Annotated in this window: 13 protein-coding genes; 6 read left to right on the forward strand and 7 right to left on the reverse strand. The window is 65.9% G+C overall.

Translation table 11 applies throughout. The features are described 5' to 3' along the window. Nucleotides 1–2 precede the first annotated feature (2 nt). From TQ29_RS03815 to TQ29_RS03825, 3 genes are all read right to left on the reverse strand, one after another. Nucleotides 3–308 carry a hypothetical protein gene (locus tag TQ29_RS03815; protein WP_054538086.1) on the reverse strand — a complete coding sequence of 102 codons (306 nt, stop codon included), beginning with the start codon at nucleotides 306–308 and terminating at the stop codon, nucleotides 3–5. A 156-nt stretch (nucleotides 309–464) separates the two neighbouring features. Further along, on the reverse strand, nucleotides 465–1,439 hold the full coding sequence (locus tag TQ29_RS03820; RefSeq protein ID WP_054538087.1) for a hypothetical protein: 975 nt from the start codon (nucleotides 1,437–1,439) through the stop codon (nucleotides 465–467). Between the two features lie 94 nt (nucleotides 1,440–1,533). After that, nucleotides 1,534–2,697, reverse strand: coding sequence for an alpha-hydroxy acid oxidase (locus tag TQ29_RS03825; RefSeq protein ID WP_054538088.1), 1,164 nt, complete (start codon nucleotides 2,695–2,697; stop codon nucleotides 1,534–1,536). 105 nt (nucleotides 2,698–2,802) lie between these two features. Here TQ29_RS03825 and TQ29_RS03830 point away from each other — a divergent pair, with 105 nt between their 5' ends. From TQ29_RS03830 to TQ29_RS03850, 5 genes are read left to right on the forward strand one after another with little or no spacing between them, the layout of a single operon-like run. Continuing rightward, nucleotides 2,803–3,585, forward strand: a complete 783-nt coding sequence (locus TQ29_RS03830) for a ZIP family metal transporter (RefSeq protein ID WP_054538089.1) — start codon at nucleotides 2,803–2,805, stop codon at nucleotides 3,583–3,585. Between the two features lie 23 nt (nucleotides 3,586–3,608). Then, entirely contained in the window at nucleotides 3,609–4,127 is a 519-nt protein-coding gene (locus tag TQ29_RS03835; RefSeq protein WP_054538090.1) for a GNAT family N-acetyltransferase, read from the forward strand. A 42-nt stretch (nucleotides 4,128–4,169) separates the two neighbouring features. Further along, complete coding sequence (locus tag TQ29_RS03840) at nucleotides 4,170–4,853, forward strand: molecular chaperone DjiA (protein ID WP_054538091.1); 684 nt, start codon at nucleotides 4,170–4,172, stop codon at nucleotides 4,851–4,853. Further along, nucleotides 4,850–5,896, forward strand: coding sequence for an endonuclease/exonuclease/phosphatase family protein (locus tag TQ29_RS03845; protein ID WP_054538092.1), 1,047 nt, complete (start codon nucleotides 4,850–4,852; stop codon nucleotides 5,894–5,896). Before TQ29_RS03840 ends, TQ29_RS03845 begins: the two co-directional genes overlap by 4 nt. A gap of 37 nt (nucleotides 5,897–5,933) precedes the next feature. After that, entirely contained in the window at nucleotides 5,934–6,251 is a 318-nt protein-coding gene (locus TQ29_RS03850) for a hypothetical protein (protein ID WP_054538093.1), read from the forward strand. Nucleotides 6,252–6,305: 54 nt separating this feature from the next. Here TQ29_RS03850 and TQ29_RS03855 read toward each other — a convergent pair whose 3' ends face one another. From TQ29_RS03855 to TQ29_RS03870, 4 genes are read right to left on the reverse strand one after another with little or no spacing between them, the layout of a single operon-like run. Further along, a complete protein-coding gene (locus TQ29_RS03855; protein WP_054538094.1) occupies nucleotides 6,306–7,853 on the reverse strand; it encodes a Ppx/GppA family phosphatase in 1,548 nt (515 codons plus the stop codon). Nucleotides 7,854–7,906: 53 nt separating this feature from the next. Further along, entirely contained in the window at nucleotides 7,907–10,075 is a 2,169-nt protein-coding gene (locus TQ29_RS03860) for an RNA degradosome polyphosphate kinase (protein WP_054538095.1), read from the reverse strand. A gap of 39 nt (nucleotides 10,076–10,114) precedes the next feature. Beyond that, complete coding sequence (locus TQ29_RS03865; protein WP_054538096.1) at nucleotides 10,115–10,798, reverse strand: DnaA ATPase domain-containing protein; 684 nt, start codon at nucleotides 10,796–10,798, stop codon at nucleotides 10,115–10,117. Continuing rightward, a complete protein-coding gene (locus TQ29_RS03870) occupies nucleotides 10,798–11,865 on the reverse strand; it encodes an AI-2E family transporter (protein WP_054540310.1) in 1,068 nt (355 codons plus the stop codon). Before TQ29_RS03870 ends, TQ29_RS03865 begins: the two co-directional genes overlap by 1 nt. A 133-nt stretch (nucleotides 11,866–11,998) precedes the next feature. On the opposite strand from TQ29_RS03870, the gene proS reads away from it, so the two are divergent. Then, a complete protein-coding gene (proS, locus tag TQ29_RS03875) occupies nucleotides 11,999–13,336 on the forward strand; it encodes a proline--tRNA ligase (protein WP_037204185.1) in 1,338 nt (445 codons plus the stop codon). The last annotated feature ends 5 nt before the right edge of the window (nucleotides 13,337–13,341 follow it).

The raw sequence follows: 13,341 nt of genomic DNA on the forward strand, positions 1-13,341 counted from the left end.
GATCAGACCTTGACGCAATGGGGCGGAACATGGGTGCAGCACCATTGCAGATCGCCATCCTCGGTGATGATCGGGCGCAGGGGGCGATAGGGCTGTTCCTGCCGGCACTCGCCCATCAGGTTCATTGAAGCCGCCGACAGGACCACCTTCGCCGCCTCGAGGTTCACGCGCAGAAGATCGTCGCTGCTTTCGTGGGAAAGCGCGGCGGTGCCGCTGCCGAAGGTGGATATGCCCGCCGGGCGCCGCGCCTCGAGAATATCGTCGATCTTCCGGATGACGGCCTTGATCTCTTCTTCCGGGTCTAACATCGGCAATCTCCTCCGTCATGCAATCGGGTCAATGAAAGGCGGATCGGCGCGCTTGAAATCCGGCGCGCACGTGCCGGATGGTGGCATGATTCGGCGTGCCGGCCAAAGGTTTCGCGGATGCCCGGGGCCCGCGAGCCCCGGGCGCTGCGGATCGTTTCAGCCCTGACCGTCAAGCGCCGGGTTCAGGATCGGGGTCACGCCGAACACCGCCGGATCATCGGGGGTCACCGTCACCTCGACCGCGTGCATGTCGGCAGAGCCGAACACTTCCAGCGCGGTCATCTTGGGGGCCGCCTTGGGGAAGGGGCGGAACACGCGGAACTTGTGGCTGTCGCCGAAGATCAGCAGAACCGGCTTGTCGAAGGCCGCGGCCTTTTCGGTCAGCACCCCGGCGAAGTTGATGAAACCCGAATGGCGCAGAAATCCTTCGGGCGCCCATGCGGGGCCGAAATCGAACTCGAACATATCGGCATGGATCGACAGAACCACGGCGGCGGCATCCGCGGCGATGGCCTGATCGAAACTGTCGGACAGCCAGGCGACATTGGCGGCGTCACGGGCAAAGAACTCCATCGCCGCTTTCTGGTCGCGGGCCTCCAGGTTGTTGTTGGAGCCGACAACATGGGCCTGGATGAAATGCACGCCTTCATGGGCAAAGCGGGTGTTTTCCACGTAGGTGGCAAAGCGGTCGGCCATCACCACCGCCTGGCTTTCCAGCGCGATCGGATCGGTGCCGAAACTTGTCGATGGATCGGTGAAATAGGTGCGGCGGATGTAGTCCAGCCGTTCCAGCGGATCGAAGCCGCCGGCCTTGGGGCGGTGGCAATCCGTCCATTCATTGTCGCCCGGCGTATAGACGGCGGCCGGCGCGAAGCTGTTCAGAAAGCCAAGCTGCGCATCCAGCATCGCGTCGTCGCAAGGGGTGGAGCCGGATTTGGTATCCCCCACATGGATGGTGAAGGCGGGCTTGCGCGCGTTGACCGTGGCGATCAGCGTTTCGAAGGGGGCGAACACCTCTTCGGGCGTGCCATAGGGCGCATCGCCAAGCGCGACGAAGGTGAAGGGCTCGGACTGGGCCGTCAGGGCGCCGGCCGTCAGGGCGACGGCGCCGAAAAGAGCGTGTTTGAACATCAGTGCACTCCGGATGCTGAGGGGAAGAACGGTGCTACACTGCGAACAAAGGGTGACAGGCCGGTGACCGGGGGGCGAAACCTCGGTTACCGTTTCATTGCCATTTTCCGGCAAACCCCTCGGGCACCAGCAGCACGTCACGGTCCAGATCGCGGGCATGCTTGCGCCCGCACAGCGCCATGCTGGTGTCCAGCTCCTTGTGGATGATCTCCAGCGCCTTTGTCACGCCGGCCTCGCCCATCGCGCCCAGCCCGTAGATATAGGCGCGGCCGATGTAGGTGCCCTTTGCACCCATCGCCAGCGCCTTCAGCACGTCCTGGCCCGACCGGATACCGCTGTCGAGGTGGACCTCGATCTTGTCGCCCACCGCATCCAGGATCGCGGGCAGGGCGCGGATCGCCGAAAGCGCACCGTCCAGCTGCCGCCCGCCGTGGTTCGATACCACGATCGCATCGGCGCCCACCTGCAGCGCCATCCTGGCGTCCTCGGCATCCAGAATCCCCTTCAGGATCAGCTTGCCGCCCCACTGCCGTTTGTAATCCTTCACTTTTTCCCAGTCGAGCCGGGGATCGAACTGCTTTGCCGTCCATGTCATCAGCGATGAGGCATCTTCCACATCTGCGGCATGGCCCACGATATTGCCGAACTGGCGCCGCTTCGTGCCCAGCATCCCCAGCCCCCAGCGCCATTTGGTGGACAGGTCCAGCATCGTCGGGATCGTCATCTTTGGCGGCGTCGTCAGCCCGTTCTTGAGATCCTTGTGCCGCTGGCCCAGGATCTGAAGATCCAGCGTCAGCACCATCGCGCCGCATTTCGCATCCTTCGCGCGCTGGATCAGCCGGGCGATGTAATCGGCATCCCGCATCACGTACAGCTGGAACCAGAACGGTGCGCTGGTGTGTTCGGCCACATCCTCGATCGAACAGATCGACATGGTGGACAGGGTGAAGGGCACTCCGAATTTCTCGGCGGCGCGGGCGGACTTGATCTCGCCATCGGCGCATTGCATGCCGGTCAGGCCGACCGGTGCCAGCGCCACCGGCATCGCGACGTCCTGCCCAATCATCCGCGACGTGGTCGAGCGGCCCTCCATATCCACCGCCACGCGCTGGCGCAGGTATATGTCTTGGAAATCACTGCTGTTTTCGCGAAAGGTCTGCTCTGTCCAACTTCCGGCCTCGGCATAGTCATAGAACATCCGGGGCGCGCGGCGCTTGTAGAGGCGGCGCAGGTCTTCGATGCTGGTGATGACGGGCATGGGGCGTCCTTCCGCATTGGTCATGTCTCGTTACCAATCGGGCGGATTTCTGGCAATCTCCCTGTGCCACAAAGCGCTTGGCCGGGGCGCGGGTTTGGCGCAAGGATGGGCCCCATGAACATTGTCACGATGGGTCTTCTGGCCAGCCTCGCCGCAGGGATGATGACGGCGGTCGGCGCGCTGCCGGTGCTGCTGGGGCAGAGCGTTTCGCGCCGCGCCAACGACGCGATGCTGGGCTTCGCGGCGGGGGTCATGCTGTCGGCCTCGTTCTTTTCTCTGATCCTTCCGGGGATCGACGCGGCCGAGGCGATGTATGGCTCTGTCGTGATCGCGGCGCTGATCTCGGGGGCGGGCATCGGGCTGGGCGCGCTGGTGGTGGCGGGGCTGAACGAAACCCTGCCGCATGAGCATTTCTTTCAGGGCCACGAAGGCGCCGATGCCGGGGCGCTGGCGAAAATCTGGCTGTTCGTGCTGGCCATCACCATCCACAATTTCCCCGAGGGCATGGCTGTCGGCGTCGGCTTCGGCGGCGGCGATGTGGCGAACGGGATTTCGCTGGCGACGGGCATCGGGCTGCAGAACGCGCCCGAGGGGCTGGCCGTGGCGGTGGCGCTGCGCGGGCAGGGCTACAGCCGGCGCCGTTCGTTTCTGGTGGCGCTGGCCACCGGGCTGGTGGAGCCGGTGGGCGGGCTGCTGGGTGCGGCGGCGGTCAGCCTGTCGGCGGTGTTGCTGCCCTGGGGGCTGGCCTTCGCGGCGGGGGCGATGATCTATATCATCAGCCACGAGATCATTCCCGAAACCCACCGCCACGGCCATCAGAATGCCGCCACGACGGGGTTGACCGTGGGGCTGATCCTGATGTTGTTGCTGGACGTCATTCTGGGCTGACGCCGCCAACAAGAGGGATGTGAATGAACGACCAACCCGCAGGCCCCGGCCCCCTGCGCATCCGCGCCGCGGCCCCCGATGATATCGCCGCCATCCTTCCGATCTGGAACGCCATCATCCGCGACACGCTGATCATCTTCAGCCCCGAGGAGCGGACGGCGCAAGGCGTGGCGCAGCTGCTGGCCGCGAAGGCGGCGGCGGGGGAACCGTTTCTGGTGGCCGAAATCGGCGGCCGGGTGCAGGGGTTTGCCACCTACGGCCCGTTCCGGGGCGGCGCCGGATATGTGCACACGATGGAACACACCATCATTCTGGCGCCGGGCGCGCGTGGCCACGGCGCGGGCCGCGCCCTCATCGCCGCGCTCGAGGATCACGGCCGCGCCGCCGGCATCCACTCGCTTTTCGCCGGCATCAGCGCCACGAACGCCGAAGGCATCGCCTTTCACGCCGCCATCGGCTTTGCCGAGGTCGCCCGCCTGCCGCAGGTCGGCCGGAAATGGGGCCAGTGGCTGGACCTCGTGTTGATGCAGAAATTTCTGTAATCGCGGCCTGACAGCCCGCGCCGCAGCCGATACTCTGCCCGCATGTCGATCTGGACCCGCATCTCTGACGCCATTGCCGCCCTTGCCAAAGGCGAAAGCCTGGCAACGGTCTTTGACCGGCTGCGCACGCCGCCAGAGCGCAGCGTTGCCTTTGCCATCGCGGTGATCGCGCTGGGGGCCAAGATGGCCAAGGCCGACGGGCATGTCACCCGTAACGAGGTCGCGGCCTTCCGCGAGGTGTTCACCATCCCCCAGGCCGAGGCGCGCAACGCCGCGCGCGTCTTCAATCTGGCGCGTCAGGACGTGGCCGGGTTCGAGGAATACGCCCACCGTATCCGCCGGATGTTCGGCGACGATGAAGGGCCGCTGGCCGATCTGCTGGAAGGCCTGTTCCACATCGCCGTGGCCGATGGCGAATATCACCCGAACGAGGATCAGTTCCTGTTTCGCGTGGCCGAGATCTTCGGCCTGTCGGGCCCGTGCTTCCGCGCGCTTCGCGCGCGTTTCGTGGCCGATACGCCGCCCGATCCCTATGACGTGCTGCGCGTGCCCCGCGAGGCCTCGCTGAACGAGATCCGCAAGGCCTGGCGCGACGCGGTGCGCGCCTCGCACCCCGACCGGATGATCGCGCGCGGGGTGCCGGAAGAGGCGGTGAAACTGGCCGAAACCCGGCTGATCGCGATCAACCGCGCCTGGGAGGAAATCGTCGAGGAGCGCGCGGCGTGAGGATCGCCACCTATAACGTCGAATGGTTCAACTCGCTGTTCGACGACGACGGGCTGCTGCTGGACGACGGCGGCTGGTCGGGCCGGCGCGATGTGCGGCGGCGCGATCAGATCGCGGCGCTGGGTATCGTGTTCACCGCGCTGGACGCGGATGCGGTGATGATCATCGAGGCGCCCGACCATAACGGCCAGCGCGCGACCGTGCCCGCGCTGCAGACCTTCGCGAAACGGATGGGGCTGCGCGCGCGCCGCGCCATCGTCGGGTTTCGCAACCATACCCAGCAGGAAATCGCGCTGCTTTACGACCCCGATGCACTGACGCCCCGGCACGATCCGCAGGGCGCGCAGACCGGCAAGAAGGGCTCTTCCGATGCGCCCCGGTTCGATTCGGTGTTCCGCTGGGACGTGGATGTGGACATGGCGCCGGAACTGATCCGGTTTTCCAAGCCGCCGCTGGAGCTGGCCGTGGAAACGCCGGGGGGGCAGCGCTTCCGCATGATCGGCGTGCACGTGAAATCCAAGGCGCCACATGGCGCGCGCACCGCCGACGAAATCATGCGCGTGTCGATCGACAACCGGCGCAAGCAGCTTGCGCAATGTATCTGGCTGCGCCAGCGGGTGGTGGACCATCTGCGCGCCGGCGATCCGCTGATCGTGCTGGGCGATTTCAACGACGGCCCCGGCCTGGACGAATATGAAAAGCTGTTCGGCCATTCCGGGGTCGAGATCGTGCTGGGCACGGCGGAAGAGGAAGAGGAAGAGGAAGAGGCGCTGCGGCTTTATGACCCACATGCGCGCGAGGCGCTTCAGGGGCGGCTGTGCGCCCAGCCCGCCACCGCGCGGTTCTTCATCGAAAGGGAAATGCGCTATCTTTCAGCGCTGCTGGACTATGTGATGATCTCGCCCGATCTGCGGGAAAGGGCACCGCGCTGGCGCATCTGGCACCCGTTCGACGACCCCAGCCTTTATGCGGTGCCGGAGTTGCGCGACGCGCTGCTGACCGCGTCGGACCATTTTCCGGTGACGCTCGACCTCGCGCTCTGATCTTCAAATGGGGTGCGCGCGCGCTTATACTCGGATCATGAAACACCTTTTCGCCCTTGCCCTTTCGGCCAGCCTGCTTGCCGCCCCCGCCCATGCGCAGGGCGATATGGAAGAGGGGCTGAAACGCCTTGAGGAGGGCGCGCGGCAGTTTTTCGAAGGGCTGGCCGACGAGATGGAGCCGGCGATGCGGGGCCTGGCCGCGCGCCTGGAGCCCACGATGCGCGCGCTGCTGCGGCTGATCGACGATTTCGATGCCTATGAGATGCCCGAGCGCCTGCCGAATGGCGATATCATCATCCGGCGCAAGCCGCCCGCGCCCGCCTTGCCCGACCCGGAGCACGGGATCGAGATCTGAGGCGCCGGAAAGTTTCATGCCTCCGGCGGGGATATTTTCGGAAAGATGAAAGGGTCAGGCCCGTTTGATCTTTACGCCGGTTTCGACGCCCAGGGATTTGGCCAGCGAGGCGAAGCGGGCCTCGGCGACCTCGCCGAACAGATCGCGGGCGGCGGGGGCGAGCCAGAGTTCGAGCCGTTTCTGCTTGGGGTGATAGTGCAGCTCGGCCATCTGGTCGAGCGCCTTGGACGAGAACATCGCGCCGAAGCGCATCGCCTTGCCCAGCACTTCGGCATCGCCGATCTGCTTTTCGCTGAGCAGGGCGAAGAGCGGGTCCAGCCGGCTGCCGGCGCGGTTGTTCTTGTAGCGGTGCAGCAGCGCCAGCCCCAGAAACACCCGGCCCTCGTGATCCAGCCCGCCCAGGTTGGCGCGGGTGGCGTTGTCGAAGCAGACCTCGTGCCGGTAATCGGGATGGGCGCGCCAGGCGGTGTCGTGCAGCAGGCAGGCGGCCTTGACCAGGCGCTTGCGCTGATCGCCCGAGGTGCTGAACAGCGGCTGCACGAAGCGGAAAAGCTGGGCGCCGAAGCCCGGCAGCCGGGCCGAGCTGGCCTCGGCGAAGCGGCAGGCCTCTATCAGCGGGTCGCGGGCGCGCAGCCGTTCGGGCATCTGCTCGTACAGCAGCCCTTCGCGGATGCCGTAGCTGGAGACGAAGATCTCCTTTGGTTTCAGCGTATAGAGAAGCTGGCGAAGCACCTGCGCCGCGACCGGCACCAGCGCCATCCTCGTGGACGAGACGCCGGTGCGGGCGCGCAGTTCGTCGGTATCATTTTCGGCGATCCAGCGGATGGTTTGCAGGATCGATTTGCGTGTCATCCGGTATTCGTGCAGCACCAGCAGCGGATAGCCGCGCCGCTCCATATCCAGGCGGGCGATGGCGCGCCATGATCCGCCGACGAGGTAGAGCCGGTCATGGCCGGTGCCCATGGTCGCGGCCAGATCGGCCATGATGCCCGAGACATAGCTGTCGAGCGCCTTGGCGCCGCCCTTCACATCGCGCAGCTTCAGCGGACCCAGCGCCGAGGTCACGCGTTTGCCCACCCGGCCTTCGTGCAGTTCGGCCAGTTCCATCGACGAGCCGCCGATATCGCAGACCAGCCCGTCGGCGCCGGGCCAGCCCAGCAGCACCCCCTGGGCCGACAGGCGGGCCTCTTCCTCGCCGTCGATGACCCAGGGTTTCAGCCCGGTCTCGCGTTCGATCTCGGCGCAGAATTCGGGGCCGTCCTCGGCCTCGCGCATGGCGGCGGTGGCGACCACGGTGAGCGGCACGGCGCCCATGCCTTCGGCCAGCAGCGCGAAGCGGCGCAGCGCCGACAGCGCCCGCCGGCGGCCTTCGGGGTTGAGCCGGCCGGTTTCGCCCAGCCCGGCGCCCAGGCCGCACATCAGCTTTTCGTTGTAGAAATAGGCCGGGCTGCGCGCGGCGCCGTCGAACACCACCAGCCGGACCGAGTTCGACCCCACATCGACCACGCCGACGCGCGACAGGGCCCGCGCCGAGGGGTCTTCGAAGAGCGGGCGGCCGAACGGCCCCCAATCGTCAGAGCGCTGGTCTGCGCTGCCATCCATGTGCTTAACCCCCGCAGGTCTGCCCGGACCTTGCCAATACCGGCCCCCCGGCGTCAATCCTTGGAATGCGCCAGTTGCGGCACATCGGCCGCGCCGGCGGTTCCCCGCCCCGAAAGCGACGGGTTTTCCATGAAGAACCGGTGGCAGTTGAACGCGCCCTCCGTGACGGGATGGCGGGTAAAGCTGTTGTCCGGGTTCATCACCCAGCTTTGCGCGGTATCGGCCAGGTTGGCGGCCATGATCTGATTGACGATCTGTTCCTTCACCGTGTCATTCCTGATCTCGACCAGGGTTTCCACCCGGCGGTTCAGGTTGCGCCCCATCCAGTCGGCCGACGAGATATAGACCTTGGCCTTTTTCGACGGCAGCCCGTGACCATTGCCGAAACAGGCGATGCGCGAATGTTCCAGAAACCGCCCGACGATGGATTTGACGCGGATGTTTTCCGACAGCCCCTTGATGCCCGGCCGCAGCCCGCAGATGCCGCGCACCACCAGGTTGATCTTCACTCCCGCCTGGCTGGCGGCATAGAAGGCGTCGATCATGTCGGGCTCGATCAGCGAGTTGACCTTGCCCCAGATCTCGGCCGGGCGGCCCAGGCGGGCGAATTCCGCTTCGCGGCGGATCCGGTCGAGCAGCGTGGATTTCAGCGAGATCGGCGAGATCGAGAGGTTTTCCAGCCCTTCGGGTTCGGCATAGCCGCCGACATAGTTGAACACCTTGGTCGCATCGCGCCCCAGCGCCGCGTCGCAGGTGAAAAAGCTGAGGTCTGTATAGATCTTCGCGGTGATCGGGTGGTAGTTGCCGGTGCCGTAATGGGTATAGGTCACGAGCTGATCGCCCTCGCGCCGGACCACGGTGCTGATCTTGGCGTGGGTCTTGTATTTGATGAACCCGTAGACGACCTGCGCGCCCGACCGCTCCAGCCGGCGGGACTGGCGGATATTGGCGGCCTCGTCAAAGCGCGCCTTCAGCTCGATCAGCGCGGTGACCGATTTGCCGTCTTCGGCGGCCTCGCAGAGCGCCGAGACGATCGGGGAATCCTTGGAGGTGCGGTAGAGCGTTTGCTTGATCGCCACCACGTCGGGATCGCTCGCCGCCTGTTGCAGGAAGCGGACCACCATGTCGAAGGTTTCGTAGGGGTGGTGCAGCAGCATGTCTTTCTGGCGGATCGCGGCGAACATGTCGCCGTCATGATCCTGCACACGCTCGGGCACCCGCGGCGTGAAGGAGGGCCACAGAAGATCTGGCCGGTCGTCCAGCACCAGCTCCCGGAGGTCGGAGACGCCGATCAGCCCGCGCACCTCGATCACCTCGGCCTCGGTGATGTGAAGCTCGTTCATGATGACCGAGCGCAGCTCTTCGGGGGCGCCGGCGGACAGTTTCATGCGCACCACCTCGCCCCGGCGGCGGCGTTTCAGGGCGACTTCGAATTCGCGCACCAGATCTTCGGCCTCTTCCTCGACCTCCAGATCGCTGTCGCGCAGCACGCGGAAGGTGCAGCTTCCCAGCGCCTTGTAGCCGGGAAAGAGCGAGTTGACGTGGATCAGCAACAGCTCTTCGAGCGGCAGCACCCGGTGTTCGCCTTCTTTCGCGGGCAGGGACACGAACCGGTCGATCTGATGCGGGATCGGCAGCAGTGCCTGCAGCGGGCGGCCGTCGCGGACCCGTTCGAGCTGCAGCGCAAGGCAAAAGCCGGTGTTGGGGATGAACGGGAAGGGATGCGCCGGGTCGATCGCCAGCGGCGACAGGACGGGGAAGACCTTGTTGAGGAAATGGGTCTCGAGCTGGACCCGGTCGCGCTTTGTCAGCTTGGAGCGGGTGAGGATGTGGATGCCTTCCTCCTCCATCTCGCGCTTGAGCTGGTTCCACACGGTCTGCTGCGCCTGCAGCAGTTTGCGCGCGTCCTTGTCGATCAGCACCAGCTGTTCGGCCGGGGTCAGCCCGTCGGCGGCGGGGGTGGTGTTGCCGGCCTTGGCCAGCTCACGCAGGCCGGCCACGCGGACGGTGTAGAATTCATCCAGATTGGTCGCAGAGATCGACAGGAACCGCACCCGCTCCAGCAGCGGCACGCGCGGGTTGCGCGATTCATCCAGCACCCGCCAGTTGAAACCCAGCCAGCTCAGTTCCCGGTTGCAGAACCGCTTGGGCCCGGTGCGATGGCTCTCGGGCACCTCGACGGGGGCGGGCAGGGGGGATTTCAGGAAATCAGCAGGTGTCATGGAAGGGTCGGATACCATTTTGGGAATATGTCGCCGTTATCACCCGCGGGTCGGGCGATTGTCCAGAACCTCGGCGGCCAGACGCTCGCCGATCTTGCGCCCGGTGGCCAGGGCGCGGGCGTCCAGCGCGGTGACCAATGCCTGTGCGGCGGCGAAAGAGCGTTCCATCCGCCCGACGAGATAGGGAATCAGGCCCGGCGGCACCGCAAGCTGGCGGTCGGTGAACAGCTTCACCAGCAGCGCCGACAACAGCATGTCGTCGGGCGGCTCCAGCGTGGCGGTGGCGGTGGCCTCCATCCGGCTTTTCAGATCGGGCAGGGCCAGCGGCCACAGGCGCGGTGCGATGCGGGCCGTCAGAAACAGGGTGCCGCCTTCGGCCAGCAGCAGGTTGTGCAAGTGGAACAGCGCCTGTTCGGCGGCGGTGTCGCCGGCGGTGCGGTCGGCATCCTCCACCGCCACGGCGCCGCAGCGCGACAGGGCGCTGATATCGGCGCCGGGCAGGGCGGAGGCGGCGATGATCGTGGCCCCGGCCAGCCCGGCCCAGACATGTGTCAGATGGGTCTTGCCCGCACCGGCCGGGCCGACCAGCACCAGCTTGCGCTGCGGCCAGTCGCCCCAGCGTTCGATCTGCGCGACCGCCAGCGCGTTGGCGGGCGAGACGAAGAAATCCTCCCGCCCCCGGGCGGCGCGCAGGGGCAGGTCGAAGACAAGCTGCTCTGCCATCAGTCGTCCTCGCGCGCCTCTAGCCCGCGATAAAGCCGGCCGGCCATGTACTGTTCGACCCCGAACCGCGCCAGCACGCCGATCGAGGCCGCCACCGGCACCGCGATCAGCATGCCGACAAAGCCGAAGACCGAGCCGAACGCCGTCAGCGCCAGGATCAGCCAGACCGGGTGCAGCCCGACGCTGTCACCCACCAGCTTGGGCGTGATGAAATTGCCCTCGACGATCTGCCCGCCGATATAGATCACGGCCACCAGCCCGATCATCAGCCAATCGCCCCAGAACTGGAAAACCGCCAGCCCGATCGCGACCACCCCGCCAAGGATGGAGCTGATATAGGGGATGAAGGCCAGCAACCCCGAGAACAGCCCGATCACCAGCCCGAACTGAAGCCCCACCAGCATCAGTGTGACGGCATAAAACCCCGCCATGATCAGGCAGACCGTGCCCTGGCCGCGCACGAAGCTGGACAGGGTGCCGTCGATCTCGTGCGCCAGCCGGCGGATGACCGGCGCGTGATCGCGCGGCAGCAGCCTGTCGATCTGGGCCACCATCTTGTCCCAGTCGAGCAGCAGGTAGAAGGCCACGATCGGAACGATGAACAGCAGCATCAGGATGCTGATCAGGCTCATCGCCGAATTGACCACCTGGTTCAGCAGCTCGCCGCCGCGCGCCTGGATCGCGTCGCCCAGGCTTTGCAGCGAACGGCGCAGCAGCGAATTGGTCTCGGTCAGGTCGGGGAACCGCTCGGCCACGAATTTCTGCAGGTTGTTCAACAGCTCCGGCGCCACCTCGATCAGCGCGGTTGCCTGATCGACCACAAGCGGGATGATCAGCAGCATCGCCAGAATGACGATCAGCGCCACGCCAAGCATGATCAGCGCGGTCGACATCGCCCGCGACAGGCCCCACGCCTCCAGCCGGTCGGCGGCGGGGTCGAGGAAATAGGCGATCGCCCCGCCCAGCACGAAGGGCAGGATCACATCGCCCAGATACCACAACAGCACAAAGAACACCGCCGCGGCGACGCCCCAGTACCTCAGCTGTTGTCTCTCCGGCAGTGCCATCATGCCTCCTGCGCTTGCCGGTTCAGTCTTCGCCCATGCACGCCCATCTTGCAAGGGGCGCGAGGTGCTTGTCTGGGGCGTGTCGATGGCATAGGAGATTGCGGACCGTTTCAGCCAAGAGGCCCGCCCGCACATGCGCCTGTCCCGCTATTTCCTGCCCGTTCTGAAAGAGACGCCCGCCGAGGCGCAGATCGTGTCGCACCGCTACATGCTGCGGGCCGGCATGATCAAACAGGCCAGCGCGGGGATCTATTCCTGGCTTCCGCTGGGCTTCAAGGTGCTTCGGAAGATCGAGCAGATCGTGCACGAAGAACAGGCCCGCGCCGGGCACATCCCGATGCTGATGCCGACGCTGCAATCGGCGGATCTGTGGCGCGAAAGCGGCCGCTACGAGGATTACGGCGAGGAAATGCTGCGGATCACCGACCGGCACGGGCGCGATATGCTCTATGGCCCCACCAACGAAGAGCTGATCACCGATATCTTCCGGTCCAATGTCAACAGCTACAAGGACCTGCCGCTGACGCTGTACCACATCCAGTGGAAATTCCGCGACGAGATCCGCCCGCGCTTCGGCGTGATGCGCGGGCGCGAATTCTACATGAAGGATGGCTATAATTTCGACCTGACCAAAGAAGACGCGCTGCACGCCTATAACCGGCATCTGGTCAGCTATCTGCGCACCTACGAGCGGATGGGGCTGCAGGCGATCCCGATGCGCGCCGACAGCGGGCCCATCGGCGGCGATGATACCCATGAATTCCTCGTGCTCGCCGACACCGGCGAAAGCGAGGTCTTCTATGACAGCGCCGTCACCGACATCCGCCTTGGTGCGCGCGAGATCGACTATGACGACAAGGCCCAGTGCCAGGCGGTGATGGAGGAGTTCACCTCGCTCTACGCCCGCACCGACGAAACCCACGAAGAGGCGGCCTTTGCCGAGGTGCCCGAAGACCGCCGCCGCAGCGCGCGCGGCATCGAGGTCGGGCAGATCTTCTATTTCGGCACCAAATATTCCGAACCGATGGGCGCCAACGTGGTCAACCACGAAGGCGCGCGGGTGCCGGTGCATATGGGCAGCCACGGCATCGGCGTCAGCCGCCTTGTGGGGGCGATCATCGAGGCCAGCCATGATGACAAGGGCATCATCTGGCCCGAAGGCGTCACGCCCTTCCACTGCGGCATCATCAACCTCAAGCAGGGCGACGCAGAGGCCGACGCGGCCTGCGAGGCGCTCTACAAGGCGCTCGAGGGCGCGGGGCTGGAGCCGCTGTACGACGATCGCAACGAGAGGGCCGGGGGCAAGTTCGCCACGATGGATCTGATCGGCCTGCCCTGGCGCATCACCGTCGGTCCGCGCGGGCTGAAGAACGGCGTGGTCGAGCTGACCAGCCGCCGCACCGGCGAAAGCGAAGAGATGCCCCCCGAGGCCGCCATCGCCCGCATCACCGAAATCTACGCCGGGGTCTGAGGCGC

Source organism: Actibacterium sp. EMB200-NS6 (assembly GCF_001305615.1).
Taxonomy (GTDB): Bacteria; Pseudomonadota; Alphaproteobacteria; order Rhodobacterales; family Rhodobacteraceae; genus Actibacterium_A; species Actibacterium_A naphthalenivorans.

Coding starts and splice junctions, on each gene's coding strand:
- TQ29_RS03815 (WP_054538086.1), bottom strand. CDS start 308: ATGTTAGACCCGGAAGAAGAGATCAAGGCCGTCATCCGGAAGATCGAC.
- TQ29_RS03820 (WP_054538087.1), bottom strand. CDS start 1,439: ATGTTCAAACACGCTCTTTTCGGCGCCGTCGCCCTGACGGCCGGCGCC.
- TQ29_RS03825 (WP_054538088.1), bottom strand. CDS start 2,697: ATGCCCGTCATCACCAGCATCGAAGACCTGCGCCGCCTCTACAAGCGC.
- TQ29_RS03830 (WP_054538089.1), top strand. CDS start 2,803: ATGGGCCCCATGAACATTGTCACGATGGGTCTTCTGGCCAGCCTCGCC.
- TQ29_RS03835 (WP_054538090.1), top strand. CDS start 3,609: ATGAACGACCAACCCGCAGGCCCCGGCCCCCTGCGCATCCGCGCCGCG.
- TQ29_RS03840 (WP_054538091.1), top strand. CDS start 4,170: ATGTCGATCTGGACCCGCATCTCTGACGCCATTGCCGCCCTTGCCAAA.
- TQ29_RS03850 (WP_054538093.1), top strand. CDS start 5,934: ATGAAACACCTTTTCGCCCTTGCCCTTTCGGCCAGCCTGCTTGCCGCC.
- TQ29_RS03855 (WP_054538094.1), bottom strand. CDS start 7,853: ATGGATGGCAGCGCAGACCAGCGCTCTGACGATTGGGGGCCGTTCGGC.
- TQ29_RS03860 (WP_054538095.1), bottom strand. CDS start 10,075: ATGACACCTGCTGATTTCCTGAAATCCCCCCTGCCCGCCCCCGTCGAG.
- TQ29_RS03865 (WP_054538096.1), bottom strand. CDS start 10,798: ATGGCAGAGCAGCTTGTCTTCGACCTGCCCCTGCGCGCCGCCCGGGGG.
- TQ29_RS03870 (WP_054540310.1), bottom strand. CDS start 11,865: ATGGCACTGCCGGAGAGACAACAGCTGAGGTACTGGGGCGTCGCCGCG.
- proS (WP_037204185.1), top strand. CDS start 11,999: ATGCGCCTGTCCCGCTATTTCCTGCCCGTTCTGAAAGAGACGCCCGCC.